At 40.9% G+C, this 25,780-nt stretch carries 27 protein-coding genes; 14 read left to right on the forward strand and 13 right to left on the reverse strand.

Translation table 11 applies throughout. The features are described 5' to 3' along the window. Positions 1–21: 21 nt before the first annotated feature. The 3 genes from WKR92_RS02935 to WKR92_RS02945 form a co-directional block, all read right to left on the reverse strand. Complete coding sequence (locus WKR92_RS02935; protein ID WP_375556338.1) at positions 22–444, reverse strand: DUF1801 domain-containing protein; 423 nt, start codon at positions 442–444, stop codon at positions 22–24. A 97-nt stretch (positions 445–541) separates the two neighbouring features. Further along, the gene (abc-f, locus tag WKR92_RS02940; RefSeq protein WP_375556339.1) at positions 542–2,158 is read right to left on the reverse strand and encodes a ribosomal protection-like ABC-F family protein; all 1,617 of its coding nucleotides are present in this window, start codon (positions 2,156–2,158) and stop codon (positions 542–544) included. A gap of 180 nt (positions 2,159–2,338) precedes the next feature. After that, the gene (locus WKR92_RS02945; RefSeq protein WP_375556340.1) at positions 2,339–3,361 is read right to left on the reverse strand and encodes an LLM class flavin-dependent oxidoreductase; all 1,023 of its coding nucleotides are present in this window, start codon (positions 3,359–3,361) and stop codon (positions 2,339–2,341) included. A 157-nt stretch (positions 3,362–3,518) separates the two neighbouring features. Between WKR92_RS02945 and WKR92_RS02950 the strand changes: the two genes are divergently transcribed. Continuing rightward, positions 3,519–4,247, forward strand: coding sequence for a sulfite exporter TauE/SafE family protein (locus tag WKR92_RS02950; protein ID WP_375556341.1), 729 nt, complete (start codon positions 3,519–3,521; stop codon positions 4,245–4,247). Positions 4,248–4,260: 13 nt separating this feature from the next. Here the strand turns inward: WKR92_RS02950 and WKR92_RS02955 are convergent, their stop codons facing one another. From WKR92_RS02955 to WKR92_RS02970, 4 genes are all read right to left on the reverse strand, one after another. Next, entirely contained in the window at positions 4,261–6,489 is a 2,229-nt protein-coding gene (locus WKR92_RS02955; RefSeq protein ID WP_375556342.1) for a penicillin acylase family protein, read from the reverse strand. A 20-nt stretch (positions 6,490–6,509) separates the two neighbouring features. Next, on the reverse strand, positions 6,510–8,033 hold the full coding sequence (locus WKR92_RS02960) for a glutamate racemase (RefSeq protein ID WP_375556343.1): 1,524 nt from the start codon (positions 8,031–8,033) through the stop codon (positions 6,510–6,512). A gap of 84 nt (positions 8,034–8,117) precedes the next feature. Further along, a complete protein-coding gene (locus tag WKR92_RS02965) occupies positions 8,118–8,456 on the reverse strand; it encodes a cupin domain-containing protein (protein ID WP_375556344.1) in 339 nt (112 codons plus the stop codon). Positions 8,457–8,520: 64 nt separating this feature from the next. Then, on the reverse strand, positions 8,521–9,717 hold the full coding sequence (locus WKR92_RS02970; protein ID WP_375556345.1) for a basic secretory protein-like protein: 1,197 nt from the start codon (positions 9,715–9,717) through the stop codon (positions 8,521–8,523). 62 nt (positions 9,718–9,779) lie between these two features. Between WKR92_RS02970 and WKR92_RS02975 the strand changes: the two genes are divergently transcribed. The 3 genes from WKR92_RS02975 (at position 9,780) to WKR92_RS02985 (ending at position 12,884) form a co-directional block, all read left to right on the forward strand. Then, positions 9,780–9,956 carry a hypothetical protein gene (locus WKR92_RS02975; RefSeq protein ID WP_375556346.1) on the forward strand — a complete coding sequence of 59 codons (177 nt, stop codon included), beginning with the start codon at positions 9,780–9,782 and terminating at the stop codon, positions 9,954–9,956. Positions 9,957–10,175: 219 nt separating this feature from the next. Next, positions 10,176–11,702: a CotH kinase family protein gene (locus tag WKR92_RS02980; protein WP_375556347.1), complete on the forward strand. Its 1,527-nt coding sequence runs from the start codon at positions 10,176–10,178 to the stop codon at positions 11,700–11,702. Between the two features lie 36 nt (positions 11,703–11,738). Further along, positions 11,739–12,884, forward strand: coding sequence for an endo-1,4-beta-xylanase (locus WKR92_RS02985; protein ID WP_375556348.1), 1,146 nt, complete (start codon positions 11,739–11,741; stop codon positions 12,882–12,884). 11 nt (positions 12,885–12,895) lie between these two features. Here WKR92_RS02985 and WKR92_RS02990 read toward each other — a convergent pair whose 3' ends face one another. The 5 genes from WKR92_RS02990 to WKR92_RS03010 all read right to left on the reverse strand — a co-directional run bounded on the left by WKR92_RS02990 (position 12,896) and on the right by WKR92_RS03010 (position 17,603). After that, positions 12,896–13,408: a hypothetical protein gene (locus WKR92_RS02990; RefSeq protein WP_375556349.1), complete on the reverse strand. Its 513-nt coding sequence runs from the start codon at positions 13,406–13,408 to the stop codon at positions 12,896–12,898. Between the two features lie 13 nt (positions 13,409–13,421). Then, positions 13,422–14,189, reverse strand: a complete 768-nt coding sequence (locus tag WKR92_RS02995) for a DUF2249 domain-containing protein (protein ID WP_375556350.1) — start codon at positions 14,187–14,189, stop codon at positions 13,422–13,424. A 61-nt stretch (positions 14,190–14,250) separates the two neighbouring features. Beyond that, positions 14,251–14,682, reverse strand: a complete 432-nt coding sequence (locus tag WKR92_RS03000; protein ID WP_375556351.1) for an RrF2 family transcriptional regulator — start codon at positions 14,680–14,682, stop codon at positions 14,251–14,253. A gap of 123 nt (positions 14,683–14,805) precedes the next feature. Continuing rightward, positions 14,806–15,561, reverse strand: a complete 756-nt coding sequence (locus WKR92_RS03005) for a LytR/AlgR family response regulator transcription factor (RefSeq protein ID WP_375556352.1) — start codon at positions 15,559–15,561, stop codon at positions 14,806–14,808. Continuing rightward, positions 15,558–17,603 (reverse strand): histidine kinase, encoded by a 2,046-nt coding sequence (locus tag WKR92_RS03010; protein WP_375556353.1) that lies wholly within the window; start codon positions 17,601–17,603, stop codon positions 15,558–15,560. The genes WKR92_RS03005 and WKR92_RS03010 overlap by 4 nt, the downstream gene beginning before the upstream one ends. Before the next feature lie 292 nt (positions 17,604–17,895). Between WKR92_RS03010 and WKR92_RS03015 the strand changes: the two genes are divergently transcribed. From WKR92_RS03015 to WKR92_RS03045, 7 genes are read left to right on the forward strand one after another with little or no spacing between them, the layout of a single operon-like run. After that, positions 17,896–18,432, forward strand: a complete 537-nt coding sequence (locus WKR92_RS03015) for an outer membrane beta-barrel protein (protein ID WP_375556354.1) — start codon at positions 17,896–17,898, stop codon at positions 18,430–18,432. A gap of 27 nt (positions 18,433–18,459) precedes the next feature. Beyond that, a complete protein-coding gene (locus WKR92_RS03020) occupies positions 18,460–19,074 on the forward strand; it encodes a hypothetical protein (protein WP_375556355.1) in 615 nt (204 codons plus the stop codon). A 31-nt stretch (positions 19,075–19,105) separates the two neighbouring features. After that, positions 19,106–19,723, forward strand: a complete 618-nt coding sequence (locus WKR92_RS03025) for a hypothetical protein (RefSeq protein ID WP_375556356.1) — start codon at positions 19,106–19,108, stop codon at positions 19,721–19,723. An 11-nt stretch (positions 19,724–19,734) separates the two neighbouring features. After that, positions 19,735–20,322 carry a hypothetical protein gene (locus WKR92_RS03030; RefSeq protein ID WP_375556357.1) on the forward strand — a complete coding sequence of 196 codons (588 nt, stop codon included), beginning with the start codon at positions 19,735–19,737 and terminating at the stop codon, positions 20,320–20,322. After that, positions 20,310–21,068, forward strand: a complete 759-nt coding sequence (locus WKR92_RS03035) for a glycoside hydrolase family 78 protein (protein WP_375556358.1) — start codon at positions 20,310–20,312, stop codon at positions 21,066–21,068. Before WKR92_RS03030 ends, WKR92_RS03035 begins: the two co-directional genes overlap by 13 nt. Positions 21,069–21,114: 46 nt before the next feature. Further along, positions 21,115–21,270 carry a hypothetical protein gene (locus WKR92_RS03040; protein WP_375556359.1) on the forward strand — a complete coding sequence of 52 codons (156 nt, stop codon included), beginning with the start codon at positions 21,115–21,117 and terminating at the stop codon, positions 21,268–21,270. A gap of 13 nt (positions 21,271–21,283) precedes the next feature. Then, complete coding sequence (locus WKR92_RS03045) at positions 21,284–22,381, forward strand: hypothetical protein (protein WP_375556360.1); 1,098 nt, start codon at positions 21,284–21,286, stop codon at positions 22,379–22,381. Between the two features lie 123 nt (positions 22,382–22,504). On the opposite strand, the gene WKR92_RS03050 is transcribed toward WKR92_RS03045, so the two are convergent. Beyond that, positions 22,505–23,821 (reverse strand): mechanosensitive ion channel family protein, encoded by a 1,317-nt coding sequence (locus WKR92_RS03050; protein WP_375556361.1) that lies wholly within the window; start codon positions 23,819–23,821, stop codon positions 22,505–22,507. 188 nt (positions 23,822–24,009) lie between these two features. Here WKR92_RS03050 and WKR92_RS03055 point away from each other — a divergent pair, with 188 nt between their 5' ends. The 3 genes from WKR92_RS03055 (at position 24,010) to WKR92_RS03065 (ending at position 25,720) form a co-directional block, all read left to right on the forward strand. Next, positions 24,010–24,990 carry a TolB family protein gene (locus WKR92_RS03055; protein ID WP_375556362.1) on the forward strand — a complete coding sequence of 327 codons (981 nt, stop codon included), beginning with the start codon at positions 24,010–24,012 and terminating at the stop codon, positions 24,988–24,990. 170 nt (positions 24,991–25,160) lie between these two features. After that, a complete protein-coding gene (locus WKR92_RS03060) occupies positions 25,161–25,406 on the forward strand; it encodes an AbrB/MazE/SpoVT family DNA-binding domain-containing protein (RefSeq protein WP_375556363.1) in 246 nt (81 codons plus the stop codon). Further along, positions 25,397–25,720, forward strand: coding sequence for a type II toxin-antitoxin system PemK/MazF family toxin (locus WKR92_RS03065; RefSeq protein ID WP_375556364.1), 324 nt, complete (start codon positions 25,397–25,399; stop codon positions 25,718–25,720). The genes WKR92_RS03060 and WKR92_RS03065 overlap by 10 nt, the downstream gene beginning before the upstream one ends. The last annotated feature ends 60 nt before the right edge of the window (positions 25,721–25,780 follow it).

Consider the following 25,780-nt stretch of genomic DNA (forward strand, 5'->3'; position numbering starts at 1 on the left):
CACTTCTCAAACAGATGCTTTCTAAGCATATTTAGATTGCAAAAACTCAACAGTTGATTTTATTAACTTTTTAAGGACATCTTGGTTTATATCATCGAGCTTTTTGATATAAATACAAGATTTCCCCATTTTAAATTTTCCTAGTTCTTTAAGCAAATTTTCCTGCTCGGAACCACCGGAATAAACATATAACGATATGGCAGATTTTCTTGGCGAAAAGCCTACAAGTGGCCAGTCGCCTTCTTGCCGACTTCTCTCTGATTTATAATGATATACCCCAAAGCCAATGATAGACGGGCCCCACATTTTGGGTTCAAAGCCGGTCACTGCCTGCATGAGCTTTACAAGTTCAAAACTGTCTTCTTTCTTTTGCTCCGTATTGGCAAAAGAATTAATAAATTCAAAGACGTCAGCCTGTGTTTGTTTTGTTTTTATCTCCGCCATGTTAGGTTGTTTAGTTCTGAACAAATGTAATAAAGTCAATCTCTAAACCCTAGTATTTATACGCTTTTGTAAGTCGAGCAAACAGTGTTCATTAGATTTAGAGTACAATGGTCCGGGTAATATTAATTTCGTTCAGAAAGCTTTCATCGTGAGAAATCACAATCAAAGTTCCTTGATAATCGTTGATAGCATTGGTAAGTATTTCAATATTTTGAATATCGAGATTATTAGTTGGCTCATCAAGAATAATCATATCGGGCGACCGGTAACCGATGCTTAAACAGCAAAGTGCTAATCGCATTCTTTCCCCTCCGCTCAGTGCACCGCATGATTTACCCCATTGCTCCTGCGAGAACAAGAATCTGTTCAGCCTGATTTTCACTTCGTGTTCTTGCAAGCCCGTGGTATTGAACTGTTGGGTTTGATCATACACGGTGATCTTATTATTCACTAATGAATAATCCTGATCAATATAAACCGACTTGGAGTCAGCAATGAAAACCTTCCCCGTTTGGGGATGAAGGTTTCCTAAAACCACTTGTATCAGTGTCGTTTTACCTGAACCGTTGGGTCCTTTTATTGCTATTCTTTCACCACTCACAATCTGAATATTCAGTTTGCTCTTCCACAAATAACTCTGATTCTCGTATCGAAAGTTGATATCTGTCGCTACGAAAAGATTCTTCCCTTTATGTAAAGCCGAATTATCAAAACCAAATTTCATCTGATCGATCTCCGAAACTGAAGCTCGTAAATCCTGAAGCTCCTGCATGATATTGCCGGTCTTTTCATTATGTACACTTTTTAATTTAGCCGTACTATTTTCTGCATTATTACGGAGTGTATTCATCATAATGCGGGAAACGCCAGACTTCAATTGCTTTTTCTTTCCCCTACTGTCCAATCGCTGTTGTCGTTCAATAGTTTCCCGTTCTTTTTCTTTAGCTTTTCGGAGAGCTTTTTCCTTATCTTGAATATCCTCGTTCAAAGCAGCTTCTTCAATTCGTTTTTGTTCGGTGTAGAAATCATAGTTGCCGCCATAAGTGTTTATTCCTTGCCTGCTGAGTTCGCAGATTCTGTCAACAAGGTTTAGTAGTTTCCTATCGTGACTAACAATAAGTAAAGTAGCGTTGGTAGATTGAATATAGTCGTATAATAACTGTCTGCCAGAATCATCTAAATGATTGCTCGGTTCATCTAATAGTACGAGTTGTGGATTATGTAGAAAAATTCCCGCTAAGAAAACCTTGGTTTTTTGACCACCACTGAGGGTATCCATCTTTTGGGACAAATCAAACTCCGAGAGAAGCCAATGCGCCAATGCATTTCTGCAACGCTTTTCAATGGTCCAATCGTCGTTCAAAATGTCGTAATTGACTTCCGACACATTTCCGTTCAAGATTTCATGTAAAGCATTAAGCTTTCTATCAACGCCCATAGCCTCAGCGATTGTCAGATGATTATACTGCCCGAATATTTGTGGAATGTAATAAGCATTGGTGTCAGCTATTAAACTCCCGTCTGATGGTTGCAGCTGACCGGCAATTATTTTCAGAAGTGTCGACTTTCCTGTTCCGTTGCTTCCTATTAAGGCAACTTGATCATTGGCATTTAAAGTGAGATTGATATTGCTAAACAAGCAATCTTTATTAGGATGTATATAGGATAAGTTTTGAATCGTAAGCATAATTTCTTTCGTTGTGGGGTGAAACATTTTCAGCAATTATCTAATGAGAGTTGCTGTTTCCGTAATTCTGAAAGAAATTATATCCTACATCTTATTTTCTGTTTGTTGATCAGTTTTACAAATGTACGTTTTTTTCTTGGAGCTAAAAATGCCCCAGTCTTTGCTGGGGCATCCTATATTTCACTACTCACTTCAATCACATTTTCCTTAACGCCAACCTAGCGCCGGTGCAACGTGCTCCAAAATAGACGATAACACATGTACATTATAGTCCACGCCTAACGTATTAGGAACCGTCAACAGTAATGTATCGGCCTCTTGTATGGCTTCATCTTTTGCCAGTTCCTTAATTAACTGATCTGGTTCAGCAGCATAACTCCGACCGAAGATAGCTCGCTTATCTTTTTCGATTACACCTACTTTATCACGCCGATCGGCCTCCTGTCCAAAGTACCAACGATCTTGGTCGTTTACCAAAGCAAAAATAGAACGACTTACCGAAACACGTGGTTCGCGCTTATGACCAGCCTCTTTCCAAGCTTCTTTGTATAACCTGATTTGCTCTGCTTGCTGCACATGGAAGGGCTTTCCACTTTCATCCTCCTTCAATGTAGAGCTCTGAAGGTTCATACCTTGTTCGGCCGCCCATATTGCCGTTGCATTCGAACCGGCACCCCACCAAATGCGTTCACGCATACCTTCGGAATGTGGCTCCAAACGCAACAATCCCGGCGGGTTTGGGAACATCGGATGCGGGTTAGGCTGTGCAAAGCCAATGCCTTTTAACTTTTCTAAAAACTCCAAGGTTTTTCGGCGACCCATATCGGCATCGCTTTCCCCCTCTAGTGGTTCATAACCAAAATAGCGCCACCCGTCGATTACCTGCTCGGGCGAGCCTCTACTTACACCCAATTGCAAGCGCCCACCCGATATCAAATCGGCCGCACCAGCTTCCTCTACCATATACAAAGGGTTTTCATAACGCATATCGATGACGCCTGTCCCTATCTCTATCTTGCTTGTCTTTGCACCAATCGCCGCAAGTAAAGGGAACGGTGAGGCCAACTGGGCCGCATAATGATGCACTCGGAAATATGCACCGTCGATTCCGATTTCCTCGGCAGCAACGGCTAAGTCAATCGACTGAAGCAAGGTATCGCTTGCCGACTGTGTCTGATAAGAAGGGTGACTACCCCAATGTCCAAAAGATAAAAATCCTATATTTTTCATAACTAAGACAAATTTACGCATTATGCGACCGGACAAAGTTAACGTAGGTTAATAATTGACTGTTTGCTTTCTGTGTCCGTCTTTTATACTTTTGTTCTGCTCCCGAACAGGTTCTCAATGATCATCGTTCTTGTAAAAGCGATAGAAGCGTTACTATATGATTGAAATAACATGTATCCTCCTTATTAGTTTCGTCGCCTCCCTTGTCCGATCAACACTCGGTTTTGGTGAATCATTGATAGCCGTCCCCCTGTTTTTACTCTTTTTACCGGCTGAAACCGCCGTGCCGCTCTCTGTGATGCTATCCATCGTCATCGCACTGATCATTGTTATCCAAGACCATAAAAAAATTCATTTCCAAAGTGCTAAGTGGCTGATTCTTTATGCTATACCCGGAATTCCCTTTGGTATTTTAATCCTACTTTACGGTAATGAGATGCTTATTAAAATAAGTCTCGGCACCCTCATTATCCTGTATTCGATCTATTCTCTTTACGTCAAGAAACCAACTATTAAAAGTATGGGCAAATCCTTACTCTTCCTTTGCGGATTTCTATCCGGAGTATTTGGCGGCGCCTATGGTTTAAACGGACCTCCATTAGTTGTATACGGCAATTTACGGCAATGGAGTGCCAAGCATTTTCGTGCTACGCTGCAAGCCTATTTTTTGCCCGTCAGCCTTCTCAGTGTTCTTGGTTACTATGCAAATGGTCTCGTTAATCGCGAAGTGAGCAACTATTTCCTGATTTGCCTGATAACAACGATTCCGGCAGTCTTTCTAGGTCGCTATTTAAATCATCAGCTCAAAGGAGATTCGTTTTTTAAATATGTTTACTGGGGACTTATCGTGACAAGTATCATATTGATTTTTACCGCTTTAAAATGAAGAGTGCCTACGATTATTCCACTTCCTCTCCAGGGCGATATTCAATAACCGCGTTTTCTTTAATATCCTCCTCGCTATAAGCTACCTTTTTCATCTTGTTCTCTGTAAACATCTTAAGTTGATCAGCATAGTAAGGCGAGTCTTCACGGCTACTATTACCATAAGCTAGTATTGAGTAAGCTCTGGGAATATCACCGAACTCAACAGCGAAGACCCAACCATCTCCACCTCGAACCTGTAGCTTTTTCGCGTCGTTGTCATGCTCCACATACCATAACACTCGAAATGCGCCCAAGTCGCCCGTAGCACCCCCGACGGGATAGTCCTGATCACCAATTTTTGCCCGATGCACCTCTCCCCATGCCAAGTTCCAATCCCCATAACGCTCCTTGCAAGCATCGATAGCCCATAAAAACGCTGCCACTGCTCTGTCTCCGCTGGCTAGACCGCTCGGTGTCGAAGTAGGCTTATCGAAAGACCAAGCTTCCTTAAATAAGGATTCAGCAGAAGCCTTGTATCCAGCCGATTCAGGGCTTGATTCGATATCTTTCCCTTCGGCGGCAAGTTCAACGTAACGCTCCCACCATGTTTTAAACAATACTCCGCCCCGGCTCTCGGCAGCTACGGTGTTATCCCACTTCATTAAGTGCTTTAAAGCCTTGGCTGCTTCTCCTTTTGGCTGGCTACGTTTCACTGCTTCAATAAGATCCGGCTTGACCCTGTCAGCAAGTAAAACTCGCATATTATGCTTGCGCTCGACAACATCTTCCAATGAAAGTATGTCAGTCTGCCCAATGAGTTGCAATGAAAGCTGACTTCGGAGCCGAAGTCTCGGTTCATTAAAATTATCCGGATAATCCTTCGGATCGATCACCTCATTCATATTTGTAAAGTGGAAAGGATCGTTCTCGTTACGCAGGTATCCACCTTCAGGGTTCAGGAGCTGAGGAAGATCATCCCATTCCATCACTTCTTCCCAAATCTGCGCGCTTGACTCCACAGAGACAGCTGTGCTGTCCCCACCATCGGGCAATGGAAGTAAGGGTACAGATGCATTCCATACATAAAAAATATTACCGTCGGCATCCGCATAGGTAAAATTTGAACTCTGTTTCGCTTGCATTCGCATCGCATCTTTCCATTCCTCGAGATTGTTTGCTTTCATCATTCTTAAGAACTGCTCATTGGTACGATACTCGCCCTCCTCAGCGGCTCGGATAATGTAGATCTTGTGATCATCGCGATAAATCACAGGCCCATAAGGTGTCGACCAAAAGTCTCTCGATGCATGCGATACGCCATTTTGTGTTTTATACCTCACACTCACAATTTCTTTTTGCAAGAAATGCGAGCTGCCGTCCAGCAAATAGGAATCTGGTCGCGAGGGGTCTATCGCCAAGGCATAAATTTCATCCGTGTCGGGATAATTATTAGTGGTCGACCAGCCCAGGTGCTGATTAAAACCTCCGACAATACCAAGAGGGTTCCCCATCCGAAAATCACCATAGAAATCGAATTTGCCCGGAACCGTGATATGAGCTTCATAATAGCCTGCTCCCCAAGATAGATGCGGATTTCGCATGAGGATCGCTTTACCCGACGAAGTTCGTTCAGGGGCAAGTGCCCAAACATTGGATCCTACATCCGGGTGTACATCTTCACTATGTGCTGCCAGACGCATCCATGTCGTTTCCTTGATTTGCGCAATAGACTCTTTATCTAAACTCTGAATAAAGCTTCTGACTTTACTGCCGCTGTGAGCACCAATACTTTTTGCATGAGCATCCATTGCAGTAAATGTCGGCCACACCCGGTCGGCAAACTCATCCGGATGAGTATCTATGTATCGGTTCACTCCCGCGACATAGCCTTCTAATAAATCTTGAGTATCTTGATCCAGCAGATCATAGGTTTCTTCCGCTCGGGCGTAACGAAGCTTAGCAGCAGCATCCCTATCTAACTGCGCAGCTCTTAGACTATCGTCCAACAGTACATGTAATGCCCACTCGCCCCTGGCTTTAACTAAGCCTTCCAGCACACTTTCCCCGTAATCTTCAACCTGTACATAACCCATAGCAAAAGAAGCAGCCTTTATATTTTCGGCTTTAATATGTGGTACACCGTACTCAGTACGACGAATAACAACCTGTTCAGCGAGATCTTGTGCCACGACCACACTGGAGAGTAAAATAGCATGAATAACAAGTACGACGGCTCGGATGAATTGCTTACACTGATACATAAAAAATAGTCTTAAATAGTTTATCGTATACGATTCTCGTCTGAAAGATCTGCCACTTTAGCACTTTCAGCGTTAAATGCATGAATTAGCTTATAGGTCTCCGGGATGGATGCTCGCAGACGTTCTAGGATATCATCGGATATATTCTCTTTACTAAAAGGCACGACCTTCACATATTCTTGGATCTCCCCTGCATTACGCCCATACTTATAATCGTACGTGAATCGCTGATCATCACCTAGTTGAACATTTTTATTATCAAGATTAGGCACCGAAATAAAGAACTCACTATTGGCCATGCTCCCTTCTTTATTAAATAGATCCCTTTCCTCTAAGATATCAAACAACTCTTTCGCAACATGCTCTGCGGGATCTATAATCTGTATATCATCGTCCATAATATTCCGATAAATATAGTCGCCATCTCGCTGATAATCGTATAGATCTTCCAATATCTCGTTGATTTCTGATGTCAAATAAGGGTAATGTGTACAACCAAGAACCAGAGCTTTCAGCGGCTTAGCATTTGGATTATTTCGAATTTTCTCCATCATCGAAACAAGGTGATAACGCACATAGTTATCCGGAGAATTTATTTGTAGAATAGTGCAATCATCTGTATTTTCAGAATCACAGAGCATTTTATTGTGATCGAAATCAAAGTCATATACATCCATCAACGTACGATCAATAAGATAATTCTCATTCTCCAATGAAGGTCCTCTGTAGTCATTGCGTGGTCGCGTTGCCGACCGATCAATAAAACCCAGTTCTTCATCTACAGCTTCCGCTACGCCATATCCACCTTGATTATAAATCTGAATATCTCCCGTGTAGCCTAAGTCAGTTTTCATCTCCAACAAGGTATTTTCATAACCTTTTGAAGCAATGGTTCCAACGGTCGCAAAAACTCCGATAGACCCGTCTTCATCTTTTTGAAAATGCTCCAGCGTGCCAAGTGCACCGGCGTTTATGACACCGACAACGGGAATATCCAATCCAGTTTTTTCGATAAACGCATCAATATGTTCCTGACCATATGCGGTAGCTGTATTACAGGCTATTACCAAGGCTTTGATATGCTGTTTGTCGGTTTTAGGAACTTTTGCCGTAGCATTCTCATAGTAATTGTTACCCAGCATAAACTGTGCATCTTTTATAATATGTTCCAGCAACAGGTCTGTCTTCCCTTCTGCATGATAATTCCCGTAAGGCATATTTGCCTGATCCGCGAGATAAATAAATTTCTCAGCATTAAAGTCCGCCATGTCATCTGCCCCTGTTATCCAACTTTCATTTTCATGTTGATCATAACGAACCAAGGCGTCTAAAACGGTTAGACCGCCAGTTCCCGAATCGAAGACGCCGATGGGCAAGGTAGCATCTCCGGTTTCGTAATTATCAACATCGACGTAATAAAAGTTCTCTCTGTCTTCTAAAATGCTAGCCTCGATCGGCAACAACGTCTTATCATCACCTTGTGAGTCACCCTGAAGACTTCCACAGGCAGCAAATCCGAGTACAAGAAATAGTAGCGCTCTCATCTTTCACAATTTAGGTCGATAAAAAGATAAATTTAAAATTATTTTAACAAATACGAGGAACGATTAGCTGCCGACTTGTCACTATTATAGATTTATTCGGTCTCCGTGTGATTTCGGTTCGGATGTGACAATAAACTCGAGCACCTGACCCGACTGATTTAAAATACGATGTTTCTTTTTTGGAGTAATGTGAAAGCCCTGTCCTTCCCTGACCTCAAAGGTTTCGTTTTCCAATTCAAACACGGCAGAACCTTTCAGGATATAGAAAAATTGTTGGGCGGAATTATGATAGTGTAAATTTTCGGATGAGCCCGGTGGCATCTTCTCTTGTATAATACTGAGCGAACTAGATTGTACCAAATGCCAACCATCGCATCCACTACCCCACTGATAGTGTTCGCTATTCTTCGTGTCTTTAATCATTTTATGCCTTTTTATAAAAATGTAAAATTAGATTATGTGTGTAGTTTGATATACTGAAGCAAGTCTATATATCGGGATTTTGCTCATATTCAGCCCAAACATCATCAATGCTACTGCCGAGCGACTGGATCCAGAAATCACGGTAATCAACGCCGTCCAGTAGTGCGTCGTTAAGCTCTTTGACAAAATCTTCATGCTTGTGGTTTTCAATCCACAGAAGATAGCGTGCCGTTATACCGTAACTCCCGTTATATTCATGACTCGGGGAGTAATCTGGTAGTGACCAAGGGTCTGGATCGTCTATACCAAAACGATATCGCGCATAATCCGCCATTCCCTCTGTTAACCAACCGGGAACATTTCCCTGATAACCTGCCTGGATCTTGTGCATCGTTTCATGGACCACGACATCTCCATCACGAGGGCTTCGTTCCATATAATCAAAAGAATAAACTATGACATCCCCAAAAGAATAAGCAACCCCGTCGTATGTCGGGTCAACAATGAAGTACACTCGCTTAAGCGCATCAGGATTATACTCTTCCAACAACTGAGGATAGGTCGTAAAAAATACATTTTTTAAGTTTGCTTCATAAGCCAAGTCTTCCTTATTAGAATGGTTCACAAAAATCAATTTCAGATCGCCCTGCGTTGTGCTATCCACTCTGGATACCGGCAATGATTTTTGCAATGAGGGTGGCATTTGAAACAAACGTAGCTCCGACGCTTGGAACATGTCTGCACCGTATACTTTGGATACCGACCACCGGTAATGTGTGTAAAGCTGATCATTCTTGAAATAGAAGCGATAGTTCGTTCTTCTTTTCCGAAACTGCATGCCTACGCGACTATCTAGCTCCGTCCATGCTTGCCCATCTTTAGAGCCGTAGAATTTCCAATCCAGAGGATCACGACCGTCGAAGTCATTGCCCGTGGTGAATTGATAGGAGGCAACGAGCTTTGCGCTATCGAAACGGAAGTCGACATTAACAAACTTGAAATCCTTCACAAGAAATTTAGTAGTCGTGTCCCCATCAACCAGCTTCGCCGACCCTTCTGCCCCGTTAGGTCCGTCGGGATTATCCTTACTAACAATTAAGAAGGCATCGTCTGCAATGTCGAGCAAAGGAATATCTTCGAGTCCAGGTTCCGGATCAGGTTCAGGCAATATACTGTCGGGGTCTTTGCTGCACCCGGCTGCAAATACAGATAAAAGAAGAAAAAACGCAATAGATCGTCTCCAAGAATAAAAAGTTGTCATAAGGTATAAAGGTCAGTTTAAAAATCAGTTTAAATATAGCATTTTTAAAAATAAACTTCCATTTGCACATAAGAATCAAGCGTGAATTGGTCGACTCAACTCCCAATCAGTTTTCTAATGCCTCCCTATTGCACCCGATGGGTGGGGCTGAAATGGGAAGTCGAAAGAAAACCACTGACCGACCAGCTCCATCTCACCTAAAGCAAGTCCAATACGAAAGCCTCATTCGGTTCGTATAAAAGCTAGATCTATAAGCATTAATTCACGTATTTAACTATATTTGACGGTAGTAAACCTGCTCACGACCGTTATCTGAAAATAATAGATCAACTGAACGTCATTGACTTCGCAGCAACCCTGTTATATTCTTGGTCCTGAAAGGCGAAACTGAAGACGCTTGGCCGAAAACATTAAATAGAGGGTCAATGCGATAACTATATACCTAAATATGAATCAACATGAGAAATAATTTATTTCGCAAGAGCTATTGGTTTCTACTAATGCTATCCGTTTTTAGCTTTGCTTGTACAAAAGACTCCCCACCATCTGACCTCTCGGCAAGCAACGACTTAACGAGCTTTGTTTTTTTGAGCGAAAAACATCCCAATTTATGGGCAGACATCGAAACTGAAATAATTGATGACACGATTTTCGCATACACGTTGGTTGGAACAGATATTAGTGCGCTAACTCCCGAGTTCGAGCACAATGGCGTGAAAGTTACTGTAGCTGGTGAAGAACAAACGAGCGGCTCTTCTCCTCAAGATTTTTCGCAATTAGTGGAATATAGCATTGAAGCCGAAAACGGTGATAAAAATGTCTTTGTTGTCAAATTTTCCGATACAGGTATACCAACGGTTCATTTATCAACCGACGGCAAGCCGATAGACAGTAAAGAAGAATACGTAGATGGGGAACTTAAAATCACCAAGGGACTTCAGGCGGAGGTATTATATACTGGTATAACCGAAGTTAAGGGCCGCGGTAATTCCACTTGGGGAATGCCTAAAAAGCCTTATCGGATCAAACTCGACGAAAAAGCCCCTTTATTGGAAATGCCTACCGATAAAAGTTGGACCCTGTTAGCCAACTACGGAGATCAATCTCTACTTCGCAACGATGTGGCCTTCGAAGTAAGTCGCCGACTGGAGCTAGAATATACGCCTCGCCAACGATTTGTTGAATTATTTCTAAATGGCGAATACATGGGAAATTATACACTGACCGAACATGTGAAAGAAAGCGAGGACCGGATTCCTATTGATGAAGACAATGGTGGTTTTGTGATTGAAGAGGACGGATATGCCAATCAGGAACCAAAGCATTTTTATACACCGCGCGGCATGCCAATAACGATCAAATTTCCTGATGACGATGAAATCACAGATGCGGAATTCAATTATATCAGAGACTATGTCGCGACATTCGAGAATAGCTTATTCACTACCGATGGCGATCCGAACGCTTATCAGCAGTATTTCGACCTACCGAGCTTCGTTAAATACTACCTTATCAACGAGATTTGTGGGAACTCGGACATGCTATGGAGCATGCGGATGTATAAAAAAAGCAACCAAGATCCGAAAATATATGTTGGGCCGGTATGGGATTTCGATCTAGCTTTCAACAATGATAAGCGTCTAGGAGATTCTCAGAAAAAACTGATGCTCACAGAAGCACACGAGCCTCGGGTCTGGATGAACCGACTAATGAACGATCCCGAATTCAAGAAACTAGTTCGAAGTCAATGGAACAGCATAAAAGCCAATATTGAGTCTCTCCCACAATATGTGGATCAACGAGCAGAGACACTAAAACACAGCCAATTAGCTAATTTTCAGCGCTGGGATGTACTTGGAAAAAACATCAACCAAAGTTGGTACATGGGACAGAGTCATCAGGATTACGTTGATTTCATCCGCGACTATTTAACGGTTAGAATCTCTTGGCTGGATGACACGATTAATGGTGAGCAGTTTGATTAACGTTTTAAAAACATTAATTTTAAACAAAAATAAGACATGAACATATTGAGAGTTAGCCTATTGACTATTGGACTCATTGCATTTAGCCTTCCCTTTATATCGGTAAAATCTCAAGTACCTAATACTGACCAAAAACCGTTTGGTCTGAAAGATGCATTTGAAGGCAAATTCCTTATTGGGACAGCGCTCAATATGAATCAAATTTGGAGATCGCACCAAGCACCGATTAAAGTACTTAAACAACATTTTAACTCCATCGTCGCCGAAAACTCTATGAAGAGTATGTTCTTGCAGCCCAGAGAGGGTGAGTTTAACTTTAAGAATGCGGATCTCTTCGTTGAGTTTGGTAAAAAAAACGACATGGAGATTATTGGCCACACCTTAATTTGGCACTCTCAGGCACCTCGATGGTTTTTCTCGGACAAGGAGGGTCAGGATGTGTCAAGAGAAGTTCTAATCGAACGAATGCGCCAACATATTCATACCGTCGTTTCCCGCTATAAAGGACAGATTAAAGGCTGGGACGTGGTAAACGAAGTTATTTTAGACAATGGAGAGTGGCGGAAAAGTAAATTTTATGAAATCATTGGAGACGACTTTATCAAGTTGGCGTTTCAATTCGCTCATGAGGCTGACCCGGAAGCTGAACTTTATTATAACGATTACAATACGGCTATTCCGGCCAAAAGAGAAGGTATAGGAAGAGTTATCAAACAGATATTAGATTCAGGTGGTAGAGTAGACGCAATCGGCATGCAAGAACACCACGGATTACATTTTCCCTCATTAAACGAGGTAGAAAACTCTATAAAATACTTTTCCAATTTGGGTGTCGATGTAATGGTGACAGAGATGGATATTTCTGTTTTGCCACATGCACGTCCAAATGCTGGAGCGAACATTAGCGATACCAGTGCTTTTAGAAAGGAACTTAATCCCTATCCAGACGGCCTACCCGACGATGTTATGCTACAGTTAGGAAAACGATATATTGACTTTTTCAGGTTGTATTTAAAGCACCAAGATAAAATATCAAGAGTAACACTCTGGGGTATTAGTGACAAAGACTCTTGGCTGAATAACTTTCCGGTGCGCGGTCGGACAAATTACCCTCTGTTATTCGATCGGCAATATAATCCGAAACCCTTTGTTAAAGAAATCATTGCACTAGCAAAAGAATAAAACACAATCGGTTAATCAGTTAAAGCATCGAAATCAAAACCCGCTCGCTTTACCGAGCGTTTGGCTACATCTAACGCATAGGGAGCTTCATTGAATGGATGCACGGGCACCGGGGTTACATTTTTGAGCTCGTCTAGTATCTGCTGCCTTTCATGAATGGTCAGCTTTTCACAAGCCTCATACATGCCCCCCTCTTCCTCTTCGAGTATATCGTGCTTTTCCAAAATGTATTCAATCACGTTGATAACATCCTGACTTGGTGGGCAAACTAATAGAGAGGTTAACGCGCCGTGATCCAATCGCAATTTTGGTTGTAAAGGAAGAGGTTCTCCTCCATTTGCTTTCTGCGCTGCCACAAAAAGGATCTTTTCTTCCATTTTGATATGCGTCAACAACCCAACTCGGAACTCATGGTACCTATCCAAATCCACCTTATTCCGGTCTCTAATGGCTTCATTTAAAATCACTTCGATACGCCGGTGATCTTCGGTAAAGAAATCATAGAGTGTTTTATCTTGGGGCATATCTATTTTAGTTTTAGTTCTCGTTTTCGTCTTTTACTTTAACTACTCGAACCTTCCAATCCTCAGGTCCTTTCTCAATGTATTCCCATCGAAACGGTTCTTTGCTCTCTGCCTCCATTTGGTAGTAAAGTGGCTTCGGATCATGGTCATTTATAAATTCAAAAGCTTCACCGGGTCGGATATCGGCGAATGCTTGATAAAACATCTCGTGTCTTTGCGTCGGCGGAAATGGTCGCAGGTCAAATTCATTAACCACCGAAAAGCCATCATCACCGAGTCCACTTTGATCCTGCTTGGTAATATGGATGACAAACTCACCGTCATTTTGTTTCTTATAAATCCATTTATGTCTGCCCTCAAACTTATTGATAAAGATCTCATGGATTTCGACAGGGTCTTCTCCTGAAATAAGCTCCATCGTCGTATTTTGATCCATCATACCGTAGCGATGAAATACGATCTGCTTCCATTCGTCTTTATTTGCCTTTCTTAGATCTAATAACGTTGCAATACCATCAAATTCAATACCTTTTGATTCTTCTAAGCGAGTTACCTTTACTTTCCATTCCCGGCCGCCACGATTCAGGTAATCCCAACCGACGACGTCACCGTAGATAGAACGGAACTCATAAAATAGTGGGATTGGATCGTGATCATTTATAAAAGTGAAGCTATCATGCACCGGGAGGTCCTTAAAAAGCTTTATTAATAATTCATGTCTCTGTATGGGGACTAATACCCGAACATCTAGTTCCCCTTCAGCATTCTTTTCTAAATTCATTATTAAAAATTTTAAAATTGAAAACCTAATGTATAATCCATATAAACTGTATCGTCCACACTTAGTCGATTAAATAGGCTAGACCATCATTGACCGACTTGCAAAGTGTTCGCACCTTTCGTTCTCTAAAAATTTTCTCCATCAGCTCTCTGGCAACTTTATATTCATTGTGTATTGGACAAGGACGTAAAGAAGAGCATTCGCTCAGACCAAGACCGCATTCTTTAAAAATACGGTCATCTTCAATTGCTTCCACAATATTGATTACCGGCTGTTCCTGCTGCTCTTCGCTTAAATAAAAACCGCCATGGGGGCCTTTTAAACTGTTGATGATTCTCCTGCGTGCGAGTTGTTGTAGTATTTTACCCACGGTGTGCTCACTTGCCTTGATCTGACCTGCCACCTCTTTAATGCCAGCTCGTTCTCCCCTTTCACTTTGACTTGAAAGAAATATAACCGCCTTAATAGCATTTTTACAGGTTAAACTAAGCATATTGATACAAATAGAGGGTCATTGACTCTCTACAAATATATACAATAATCCGATTAAAAGTATTTAAATACTTTTAATATCCAAAAATCAAAGCATTTCCGTTACCAACAGGGTTCTTTTGTACTACATCTGAAGCATCTTTTCTAAAATTTTGCTTACCTGCTTTGACTTCTGCCGAGAAACGGGCACTTCGGTATTATCGATCATCACCAAACTACCACCGTCATGCTTCAAGATACCTTTTACAAAATTGGGATTTATCAGATGCGATTGATGTACCCGAACAAAATTGTGCTCTTTCAATAGCTCCTCAATTTCTTTTAAGGTACGACTAATTAAAATCTTGTTATCATCATCGCAAAATACATAGGTATAGTTATTATCAGATTGACATCGTACGATATTAGCTATCGCTACAATATGATATCCACCAGCTATGGGTAGTGCAATTTTCGGTTGTTTCTGCTGCCGGTTTACCAAATATTCGCGAAGCAAGTTCCATTGCTTTTCAGATGTTTTCCTTCGTCGTTGTTCCCAATAAGAAAGCGCTTTCACAATGTCCTTTTCGGTGATTGGTTTTTGTAAATACGTTATAGCGCTATATCGGAATGCTTTGACCGCATATTGGTCGTAAGCAGTTGTGAAAATAATATCAAAGTCAACGGGCTGCAGATTGTCTAACAACTGGAATCCATTCATATTTGGCATTTCAATATCGAGGAACAGCAGATCTGGCGGATACTTTTTAATAAACTCTAGACCTTCAAGTGGACTAGTGAAGATACCGATAATTGTATAACCTGCATCTACTTTATTGATCATATGCTTTAATACATTTGTGCTATGTGCTTCGTCGTCGATGATAATTATTTTTGTCATTGCTCAATATTATAAATTAATGAAACTCGTGTTCCCTGTGCTCGATCGTTATATTCTAAATCATCAATCTGCATGACGATAGCATCATCGTTCAAGTGATTATGTAGTGCTAGTCGGTCTCGAATAAGTGTAGTACCCATCGCTTCATGCAGTTTGGTTTTTTTCGCGCTTTCTCTCCTACCGATCCCATTGTCCTGGATAATGATTTTTAGGTTATCGTTGGTGTCAAATGTGATGTCCAATCGCTTTTCCGCCTTTAAACTAGGATGAAGACCATGCCAAATCGCATTTTCAACAATGGGTTGTAATAGTAAAGGTGGAATATAGTATTGAGAGAGCTCTTCTTTAGAAGAAACATGAACCTGATAACAAAAGCCCGAACCCATGCGGCTCTGCTCTAAAGATAGGTATAACTCTAAGATCTCAAGCTCCTCTTCCACAGTTATTTGCTGATGGCTAGCATTTTTTAAAATGTGTCTGAGCAAACTTGAGAAATCATCCAAATAGGTCATAGCATCTTCATTTCTGGATGTCATTATGAGATTCTTTATGGCGTTCATGCTATTGAAAATAAAGTGTGGATTCATCTGTGAACGCAATGCCACCATTTCTGTTTCCTTTATCTTTTTCGTGAATTCACTTTTTATTTTTTGTTCTCTTTCCTGTTCTATCTCGGCATACAATTGAACCAGTTCGACCGTTTTTTCACGAACTTTGATATCTAATTCGATATTCATTTCTTTTTGCAAGCGTTCATTCTCTTTAAACTGCTCTATTAGAGCTGCATCCGTCCGCTCTTTTTCTTCTTGCATCAAAGACACGTTTTTCCCCAATGCCAACGAAAAACAATAGACCTCTCCGATCAATCCTATCTGAAAAACAATATTGGGAGCTTCTTTAAAACTGAAAAAGTGACCCGGAATGAATTCAAGACCAGCATAGTTAATATAGGTACCGAGTACGGCGCCGATAAAAAATAGTGACTGACCTATTATAAAATAGCTCAATAAAGGATGTTTTACCTTAAAAATGATCCAAAAGATTAATACAAAGTTAATTGGAAGGATAATTAGGCGTACTATATTATAGAGCATTGTTAAAGACATTGCTGTTTCAAAAGAAAGCACGTTAAACAGAAAGCGAGAAACAGCATATATCAAACATGCAAAAGCCAAATAGTTAAGAACACGGGCAAGCCGCTTATCATACTGCTTAACTCGTAGCAGATTCAGAATAAAAAAAATATAAAATGTAATAAAAGCAAATTGAACAGGATCGTTCAACTGATTAGATAATTTCGGCGCGTATTGGAAAAAATTACCAACCGGAGCCAAGGTTTCATGGAGTACAATAAAACCAAATAACAACAAGAAAAATAAATAACCTAAATAATAAAAGTAAAGACGCCCGCCTACCCTTAACCATAAAACCAGAATAAATATAATAAGTGTAAATAGCGAAAAGATGTAGAAATAGTTGAAAACGATCGAAGCGATCTGTTCACTATAGTCATTTTGAGAGCGCTCCCAATAAGCTTTCTCAGAGACTAACATAAGGGGGCTGAATAAATAAGCAGCCCCCACCCGAACATATACCTCTACCTTCTGGGAAGGAACAAATGTAAACTCTGTAAAATAGTATTGTGATTTATTACTTCGTTGAGGTAGTGGCACATAATACCCATTTTTTAATTGGTCAAACTCCTGTTCATTTTGCTTGTAGATCGTCACCTCAAGAGCGTTACCATATAAGTAAGCTTTAACAGTATCTTTCGACTCGTTATCAACTTTAAAAGTTAACCAAAGCGCGGTGCTGAAATCAGCCATACCGCTAAGCTCATAGGGTTCCCATGCATCGGAAGCAATAACTTTATTAATACCGACGTTGGAGGCGGCTCTTAATGCCGTGACATTTTTATTATCAAGAAGGGGCAACTGATCGATAAGGGAATCGATCTTAATTTGCCCCTTGACCGGCATTGCACTGGCTAAACACCAAAATATGATTAGATAAAAGGTCTTCATCGATACCGTTTGCTTCATTCTTGATTGTGCTTTCCCCATAGACTTATTACCCATAAAACAGACGGACGTCAATTTGTAACTAAAGTAGTGATGTTTTTTTCTATTTGAAACCCTCAATGAGTATTTGGTACCATTGATTTAGTATTTGGGTATTTGCAGCTTCTTTTCCAAATTCTAACTCATTCCAGCCAGATACTCATTGGTACTTTCGGCGGATTGGTATAGTAGCTATGTTTGCCGACGTACTTGTCAACAGAGACAATTATTTTTTTAACCTATTTATGTTCAATTTTTAAAAAACAATGTAACGATGAAAAAATTAGTACTTGTATGCTTATTACTAACAGCATTTTCAATTGCAACCTATGCGCAAAAAGGCGCGATTGACATCAATGCGGGCGTAGATGTAGCCCTTCCTTTGGGAGATTTCGGTGAAGGTTTCGGTACTGGCTTTGGTGCCACAGCTAAAGGCTTATATGGTGTCAGTGACGAAGGCCAGGTAGGATTGACCTTGGGCTATATACACTTTGGGTCGAAAGAGGATCTTGGGGAAGGCAACAGCGTGTCTTTCGGAGTCATTCCTATCTTGGCTCTATACCGCCATCATTTTGGCAGTTTATACGTGGAGCCGCAAATCGGTTTATCATCCAATCGTTCCAAGATAACAGTTTCAAGTTCAGAATTCAACTTCGGCGGATCTGCTTCAAGTACATCCTTGGGTTATGCAGCGGGGATAGGCTATATGCTCGGAGATATTGACATTTCAGCACGCTATCAGGGTTTGTCGCGAGGAGGATCGAGTTCAGGTTTCGCTGCAATTCGCATAGCTTATAATTTTTCGCTCTAGAGCTGTGAACGTTAAAACACGATAAAAATGAAGACGATAAAATCCATATCCAGCATATTCTTGTTCTCACTACTTATTGGTGCCACTCTTTCCAGTTGCAGTAAAAGTAACAACGGGTCTGTCGACGAAGAGGACAACGCTTCTGGAGAACACACTTATAATATAACCTTGATCAATAAAGGTGATGCATCAAATAAGGTAGAATATAGAGGTGGACTACCATTAGATGAAGCACGTGCGATATACCGATATCGCACGATATCGGACGAAATAGAGCATAGTATAACCATGCTTTTTGGAAAGCTTGAGGAGGTAGGGAGTATTTACGGCAACTTCGATCTGGATGATAGCAAACAGCCCTTTACCAAATTAGGAGGCTACAGCTTACAAGACGGGGGTACATTAACCATAAGACCTGAAGGCACAACAGATATGTATATATCGACCTCGGGAACACTGACATTTTCAGATCTGAAATATGCTTTACCTACCTCAGCAGTAGGTGCGGCCTGTTACACACTCAAATTTGAAGGCGATTTCGATAAATATACAGACGGAGATAAAACCGATGAGACTTACCAAGGTTCGGGCACGTTTGTGATTAGTCCTCAGGATGATATGGGAACCTATAAGGCGCCCTAAACGAATTATATAAATAAAAAAAACTAACATAATGAATAACTCAAAAATACTACGATTCCTATTAAGTCTTATTGTCTTTACAGGTGCGCTATTCTTCACTGCATGCAGTGAAGAAGGAGCAGAAAATGTGGAACCCGATCCCATAACGGGTGCCGGTACAGCCTCTGCCACCATTGAATTTCTGGATACTGGAGAGAAAGTTCAGTTTACCGGTTCTGCGATGGGGGCTGTCGGTTCGGGTAGTGCCGATACCGTCATCATGCATTTCGCAGGGCAAGACCAATCGATGAGATTCATGCTCATGGTAACGCCGGTTAGCAAAGGAAAGCACACGATGGGTAAAAATGGTTTTGAAACTATCGGTGTTTTTTTCCCAGACACTATTCAATCTACTAATTATTTGAATGCATACTTGGTAGGCGAAGACAATATCAATGACAATGAGACAGAAATTGACGGTGCAGCATCCTTTGATATATCTACCTTCTCAAACAATTTGATTAAAGGCTCTTTCGAACTTACCATGATCCGAAATACGACGATCAAGGAAGATGGAGAGGTCATATCAGGTGATATAAAACGGGTGAAAGTGACCAATGGAAAGTTCAATGTCCCTTTATTTAGCGGCGGAAACATAAGCGGCAATTAAACTGAAGAGCTATGAAAAATCAGATTTTTAAATCCATAGCAATCGGCTTATTAAGTGCATTTTTCTTTGTTTCTTGTGATAAAAGCAACGATGAGCCCGACTTAAATTCCGATGGAGACATCACCGCAACTTTTCAATTTAGCGATGGCGAATCGGTAGACTTTACATTCACCTCTCAAGAGGATGACTTTGTAAAACCTTACGTGTATGGACCGAACAGCAACGATCACTATAAATTGTATTTACGAGGAGAGAAAGAAATCGGTGCCAAGATATATACCATCAATCTTTACGTCACCATGCCCGAAAACGGGGTTGGAGACTACCCATTTGGGCGAGCTTGGCAATGGTATGATGAAGGGTTCGTAACAGAGATTCTTATCGGTGTAACCGAGAAGGGCGATCCGCTCTCATTGAAACAATACATGTCCATGGAAATCGATAATACGAACAGTAAAGGGGTCACGATTACCTCGCTTACGGACACCCATGCCAAAGGAACGTTCTCTGGGAAAGCGATGTATACGGAATCCGACGTGGTTACAATAACCAACGGTAAATTTGATATAGCAGTTAACCGAGGCGATTGGGAAGATTAAAAATAAAATCACATAAAAAAGCACAGTTTAACATGAAAATAATACAATATACGGTCAAAGGATTACTGTTTATATTGTTCATTGGTACAGTTTTTACCAGTTGCAGCAAAAGTGAATCTGTTCCCGACAATCAACCGCCCAACAGCTTTAACCTTATCAGCGTAGCAGACGGTGCTACCGATATAGGACTAGAACCCCAACTAAAGTGGGAAGCTGCGACAGATCCTGACGGCGACCAAGTTACCTATCAGGTTTATCTGGATGCACAAAATCCGCCACAAACTTCCATCGTAAACAACTTGGATGTGAACACTTTTACTGTTGACGAAGCATTACACCCTAAAACCACTTATTATTGGAAGGTAGTCGCAAAAGATAAAAATGGAAAGACTACTGAAAGCGATATATCTTCTTTTACCACGAGAGACATGACCAACGCAGAGGCCATAATAGGAAAATGGTTTTACGAAAGTATTTCAGGACAACCACCGCTTTCAGCTTGTAATAAGCGGTCCTTTTTACATTTTACCGAGGAATTGTCTTTACGTAATGAAATCTTTTCACAGGGCAGTACTAGTAAAGTTTGTGGAAGGGAGTTTTCATCAACTTTTACTTATGAAGTTAAAGGGGGTCAACTCAGATTGTCTAATAAAAGCGTGGATGAGACGTACTTAATAGAATCCATAACAGACACAGAGCTTGTATTATTAATACGTGGAGAGTCCTATACATTTAGAAAAGAATAACAGTTGTTTTTAGAAAATTAAAAATAGAAACAATAAAACACCTACCATGAAAACACAACTTTATTCATACATTCAATACACAGGAGTGCTGCTTTGCAGCATGCTCCTTCTTTTTTCTTGTACTAAAGAAGAAGACGGACCTGAACCAGGTCCGGAAGAAAAATCTGAGTTGGTACTCAACCCCCTCAGAAACCGAAATTGATAAGGGAGACACCGTGACTTTCGAGGTTACGGTCGACGGCAAAGTCATAGATTCTGACATCTATATAAATAATGACAAAATCAGCGGAGCAAGCCATGTATTTGAAGAAGCAGGCATTCATCAGGTGATAGCCAAAAAAGAGGGTTATACAGACAGTGAAGCTATTGAAATAAAATCATACCAAGTAGATGTCTATGTAGCCGGACATGATTTCGGGGGTGCTGTCTATTGGAAAAATGGAACAATCGTAACCTTGACCGACGGAAAACCAAGTTCGAGAGCAAACGATATCGTGGTGGATAATGGTGATGTATATGTCAGTGGAGTTGACAACGACGGGGTCGGCAACCTTGCTGTTTACTGGAAGAATGGCACGCGGATCACGATGGCGACATCCAGGGAATATCCGGCGGCATATGGACGATCCATTGCTGTGGATAATGGCGATGTGTACATGGCTGGAGAACAAAGCACCCTACTACCGACAGGTGGCTTTGCTAGCCGTACCATGTATTGGAAGAATGGTACGGCTGTAAATTTAGGTGATAATGGACGGGCGGTTGAAATAGCCGTCGAGAATGGCGATGTCCATATGATCGCGCTAGAGACCGACCGTTTCAAGAAGATTGCCAATTACTGGAAAAATGGTACCCGTGCAGAACTCGACGGTGGAGATTATTTGCTAACTACTGCGTTAGCCGTGGATAACGGTGATGTTTATATAACCGGAAGTCGCCTTGTCCAACATGGAAGTTTTGGCACTGGCACGGCAATATACTGGAAAAACGGCACGCTCGTCACGCTTGCTGAGCGAACATATCCCACGGATATAGCCATCGATAACGGTGATGTTTATATATCAGCATCCGATTTCAATGGAAGTCGCAGCGCAGCTAAGTACTGGAAGAATGATGAAGAAGTATTCTTAACCGATGGAAAACAAAGTTCTGCCGAAACAACAGCCATCGCCGTCAGCAACGGAGATGTGTATGTAGCCGGATCATACGATCGTGACGCTGTATATTGGAAAAATGGTACGCTCATTAAACTCGAAGGAGTTAATGCAGAAGCATCTGACATCTTTGTGACCCGTTCGCTAGGGGAAAATTAAATACATTTCGTTTCTAGTTTAAATCCACCGGAATATTGCTTAACAGCATATTCCGGTTTTTTATTCTAAGATGTCACGCTTATAACCAACTAAAAGCTACTCAATGAGTCGTTGGAACTGCGTTTACTTGATATCGCCAATTTTGGTACTAGAAAGGATCTGTCTCAAATCATCTGAAGCCGGTAACTCAAATACCTCTAAGTGGAAGTATTTGATAGCCGCAAATAGGTGATCAAATATATCAGACATGGTATCTTCGAAAAAGACCCATGCTGTACCTTGAGTAAACATGTACAATTCTAGAGGGAGCCCATGTTCATTTGGCGCTAACTGACGTACCATTAAGGTCATATCCTTGTTGATGTCTGGACTGTTGTTCGCATAGGCATCGATGTAGGCTCTAAACAAACCGATATTTGTCAACCGTCTGCCATTCACCATCATGGTTTGGTCTACTTCATTCTTTTTATTGTATTCTTCAATTTCCTTTTCTCTTTTTTCGATAAAAGGAGCTAAGAATTTTATCTTTTTCAGTTCTGAAATTTCCTCGGGATCAAGATATCGTATTGATGAGATCTTCACATTGATAGCACGCTTGATTCGCCTACCGCCGCTTTCAGACATTCCACGATAGTTTTGAAACGAATCGCTCAAAAGCGTATAAGTGGGAACTGTAACTATAGTTTTATCCCAATTCTGTACTTTAACATTATTCAGGTTTATTTGTAAAACATCGCCATCGACACCATATTTCGGCATCACAATCCAGTCACCAACCCTCACGGAGTCATTCGCAGAAACTTGTATGCTCGCAACAAAGCCGAGTATCGTGTCTTTAAAGACTAACATTAAAATCGCTGATGCCGCTCCTAGAGAAACAAGGAAAGACCAGGGAGAATTTCCGGTAACTATAGAAACAATGAGTGTAGCAACAACAAAAATCAGGAAGATTTGCACGACTTGCAGATAACTATCCAAGGGCTTATCGGCAAATGCTTTTGAAGTTCGTAAAATGTCTCTTACGACCTTAAGAATTCCATTTATTAAGTTGTAGATAGCTAAGATCACGGCTATACTTAATAATTTTACTAAAACAGCTGCAATAGTAGGAAATCCAACAAAGATGAAAGGCAATATCTGTTGGGCTAATATTATCAGTATCAGGACACTTAAACGTCCCAATACTCGATGATGTATCAGGAAGTCATCCCAAGAGGTTTTAGATTTTTTAATCAGACTGGTCAATATCGTAACGAAGATTGACCGTAGAATATAATGTGCGATAAACAGCACGATGAAAGCTGCTATAAGCAAACTCCCAACGGTTAAAATGTGAGCAACGTTTTCGGACATCCCACTTTTTTCAAAAATATTAGATGCCCATTCATAAAGTGCACTGGTGTTTTCTGGCGCTACGGCAATGATGTTTAGTTTTTCCATATTAACATTCAAAATTACGAAAACTAAGAGGCTTACAAAATAACCAACCGATATTTAGAAAAAGTTAAGAGTCATCATTAAAATAACGATCCTCTCTAGTTGAAAAATCCCCCTTTTCAAGGATTGTTTTGAGCTGTCATTCTCAGTATCTTTGATATATACCCATCTTTAGAATTAAAGATCATGTTATGCAAAATCTACGCATTAAAAGAATTGGGTGTTTTCTAATGGCATTCTTTCTTCTGGCCTCAGGATGTAAAGAAAGCGACCCGAACATCCCCGAGAAAAGCGGCACGCTGTATTATTCTTCAGCAAATGAGTTAATTAAATATGACTTCCGCTCCAAACAGGAAGTATCACTGTTTTCAGGAGGCGATAACTACCGAATCTCTGAAGATGCCAAGCGATTCCTATGGTATAAAAATAATTTTACCGACGGAATTACGCAGGTTCAGGTTCATAATTTACAAACACCAAGCGAGTACCAGACAATTACGGTTCCTTTGGTCATTGAACATACGCCGCAGTTTGTTATTGGAGAAACAAGCTTATTCGCAGCGCTGGCGAGAGCCGAAGACGAACCAATTAATCGAACGGATCTGGTATTTTTTAACGATAATAATCAAATTAACGGGCGCATTCCGCATGTTAAAAGCTTTGTATTTTTGCCTAACGGTAACGATATCATATTGTCGGCGGAAGCATTGAACGCGCAGGGAGAGCCCATTGGCTATGCGCTAGCTCTTTTGAAGAATTACCAATCTGAAACAGATCAGCAAAGCATCGTCATTCATGAGTATCCCGATTATGCGCAGTTGCCTGAAGGAATCGCGGTCTCCCCTAATGGGCGACAGATAGTATTTACGCAGTCCGATCACCTATATACAGCAAACACGCAAGAAAATGGTACGCCCAAGCAACTAACACAATCACGCTTCCGGGAAATTGATGCCGCTTGGAGCCCGGACGGACAATCCATCATTTTCACGGCAAATGTTAGCGGAGTAGCCGAATGCGGCGAGATCAGAATTATTCCCGCTCATCCAAATGATCCGATACCGGTGCCGGAAGATGGTGTTAATAATAAGCCGGTGGATCCATTACAACCATTAGATAGCGATGGCGAGGTTATTCATGCCTGTGCTTCAGAATCCTTTATTTGGTTGTAGACTGATTCCTATGAATTGCGTATAGGTATTGGACAAACAATATACTCTTGTTCCTGAACGGCAGACTATTACATTATTTGAAATTAAAAGGTAATAGGATAAACAAACTATTTTTATGAGTTTTAATATATCAATATAAGTAGTTACTTTGTAATAACAAAAGGAGTGTTATGGAAACGCCAATAATCAAAATCGGAAATTCAAAAGGACTTCGTCTAAGTAAAACTATTTTAGAAACATATAAAATCAAGGACAAAGTAGAACTTATTTTTGAAGAAGGACGAATCATCCTCAAACCAATTGCTACACCAAGGGAGAACTGGGAAAAGGAGTTTATAAAAATGAGTGAAAACAATGACGATAAGTTGCTAATAAATGATGTTTTCGATGACGAAGATCTTGAAGAATGGATTTAAAGCAATACTCAATAGTACTTGTCAATCTTGACCCGACCGTCGGGAGTGAAATAAAAAAGACGAGACCCTGTGTGGTTATCTCACCAAACGAGATAAACAAGTTTCTAAAAACGATCGTTCTTGCACCAGTGACAACTAATTTGACAAAATATCCGACTAGAGTTCCTATAAAACACAATGGAAAGAAAGGAATGGTTGCAATTGATCAAGTTCGTACAGTAGATAAAACCAGAATCATTCGAGTTTTTGAGAATCTTAGTAAATCGGAAATTGACGAGTGTAAGTCAGTAATCAAAGAGACCTTTGTAGATTAAAAAACCAGGTCTAATAATAGTAGCTTTCTGTACCTGTCTACTCACATGCTCTGTTTTAAT

This window comes from Albibacterium profundi (assembly GCF_042159835.1).
Taxonomy (GTDB): Bacteria; Bacteroidota; Bacteroidia; order Sphingobacteriales; family Sphingobacteriaceae; genus Albibacterium; species Albibacterium profundi.

What these genes read in the sequence shown, in the direction of transcription:
- WKR92_RS03025 (WP_375556356.1), top strand. Translation starts at nt 19,106, where the DNA reads ATGAATAACTCAAAAATACTACGATTCCTATTAAGTCTTATTGTCTTT.
- WKR92_RS02960 (WP_375556343.1), bottom strand. Translation starts at nt 8,033, where the DNA reads ATGAGAGCGCTACTATTTCTTGTACTCGGATTTGCTGCCTGTGGAAGT.
- WKR92_RS02985 (WP_375556348.1), top strand. Translation starts at nt 11,739, where the DNA reads ATGAACATATTGAGAGTTAGCCTATTGACTATTGGACTCATTGCATTT.
- WKR92_RS03030 (WP_375556357.1), top strand. Translation starts at nt 19,735, where the DNA reads ATGAAAAATCAGATTTTTAAATCCATAGCAATCGGCTTATTAAGTGCA.
- WKR92_RS02990 (WP_375556349.1), bottom strand. Translation starts at nt 13,408, where the DNA reads ATGCCCCAAGATAAAACACTCTATGATTTCTTTACCGAAGATCACCGG.
- WKR92_RS03020 (WP_375556355.1), top strand. Translation starts at nt 18,460, where the DNA reads ATGAAGACGATAAAATCCATATCCAGCATATTCTTGTTCTCACTACTT.
- WKR92_RS02955 (WP_375556342.1), bottom strand. Translation starts at nt 6,489, where the DNA reads ATGTATCAGTGTAAGCAATTCATCCGAGCCGTCGTACTTGTTATTCAT.
- WKR92_RS02965 (WP_375556344.1), bottom strand. Translation starts at nt 8,456, where the DNA reads ATGATTAAAGACACGAAGAATAGCGAACACTATCAGTGGGGTAGTGGA.
- WKR92_RS03010 (WP_375556353.1), bottom strand. Translation starts at nt 17,603, where the DNA reads ATGAAGCAAACGGTATCGATGAAGACCTTTTATCTAATCATATTTTGG.
- WKR92_RS02970 (WP_375556345.1), bottom strand. Translation starts at nt 9,717, where the DNA reads ATGACAACTTTTTATTCTTGGAGACGATCTATTGCGTTTTTTCTTCTT.
- WKR92_RS03060 (WP_375556363.1), top strand. Translation starts at nt 25,161, where the DNA reads ATGGAAACGCCAATAATCAAAATCGGAAATTCAAAAGGACTTCGTCTA.
- WKR92_RS03050 (WP_375556361.1), bottom strand. Translation starts at nt 23,821, where the DNA reads ATGGAAAAACTAAACATCATTGCCGTAGCGCCAGAAAACACCAGTGCA.
- WKR92_RS02950 (WP_375556341.1), top strand. Translation starts at nt 3,519, where the DNA reads ATGATTGAAATAACATGTATCCTCCTTATTAGTTTCGTCGCCTCCCTT.
- WKR92_RS02945 (WP_375556340.1), bottom strand. Translation starts at nt 3,361, where the DNA reads ATGAAAAATATAGGATTTTTATCTTTTGGACATTGGGGTAGTCACCCT.
- WKR92_RS03065 (WP_375556364.1), top strand. Translation starts at nt 25,397, where the DNA reads ATGGATTTAAAGCAATACTCAATAGTACTTGTCAATCTTGACCCGACC.
- WKR92_RS02935 (WP_375556338.1), bottom strand. Translation starts at nt 444, where the DNA reads ATGGCGGAGATAAAAACAAAACAAACACAGGCTGACGTCTTTGAATTT.
- WKR92_RS03005 (WP_375556352.1), bottom strand. Translation starts at nt 15,561, where the DNA reads ATGACAAAAATAATTATCATCGACGACGAAGCACATAGCACAAATGTA.
- WKR92_RS03000 (WP_375556351.1), bottom strand. Translation starts at nt 14,682, where the DNA reads ATGCTTAGTTTAACCTGTAAAAATGCTATTAAGGCGGTTATATTTCTT.
- WKR92_RS03040 (WP_375556359.1), top strand. Translation starts at nt 21,115, where the DNA reads ATGAAAACACAACTTTATTCATACATTCAATACACAGGAGTGCTGCTT.
- abc-f (WP_375556339.1), bottom strand. Translation starts at nt 2,158, where the DNA reads ATGTTTCACCCCACAACGAAAGAAATTATGCTTACGATTCAAAACTTA.
- WKR92_RS02995 (WP_375556350.1), bottom strand. Translation starts at nt 14,189, where the DNA reads ATGAATTTAGAAAAGAATGCTGAAGGGGAACTAGATGTTCGGGTATTA.
- WKR92_RS03015 (WP_375556354.1), top strand. Translation starts at nt 17,896, where the DNA reads ATGAAAAAATTAGTACTTGTATGCTTATTACTAACAGCATTTTCAATT.
- WKR92_RS02980 (WP_375556347.1), top strand. Translation starts at nt 10,176, where the DNA reads ATGAGAAATAATTTATTTCGCAAGAGCTATTGGTTTCTACTAATGCTA.
- WKR92_RS03055 (WP_375556362.1), top strand. Translation starts at nt 24,010, where the DNA reads ATGCAAAATCTACGCATTAAAAGAATTGGGTGTTTTCTAATGGCATTC.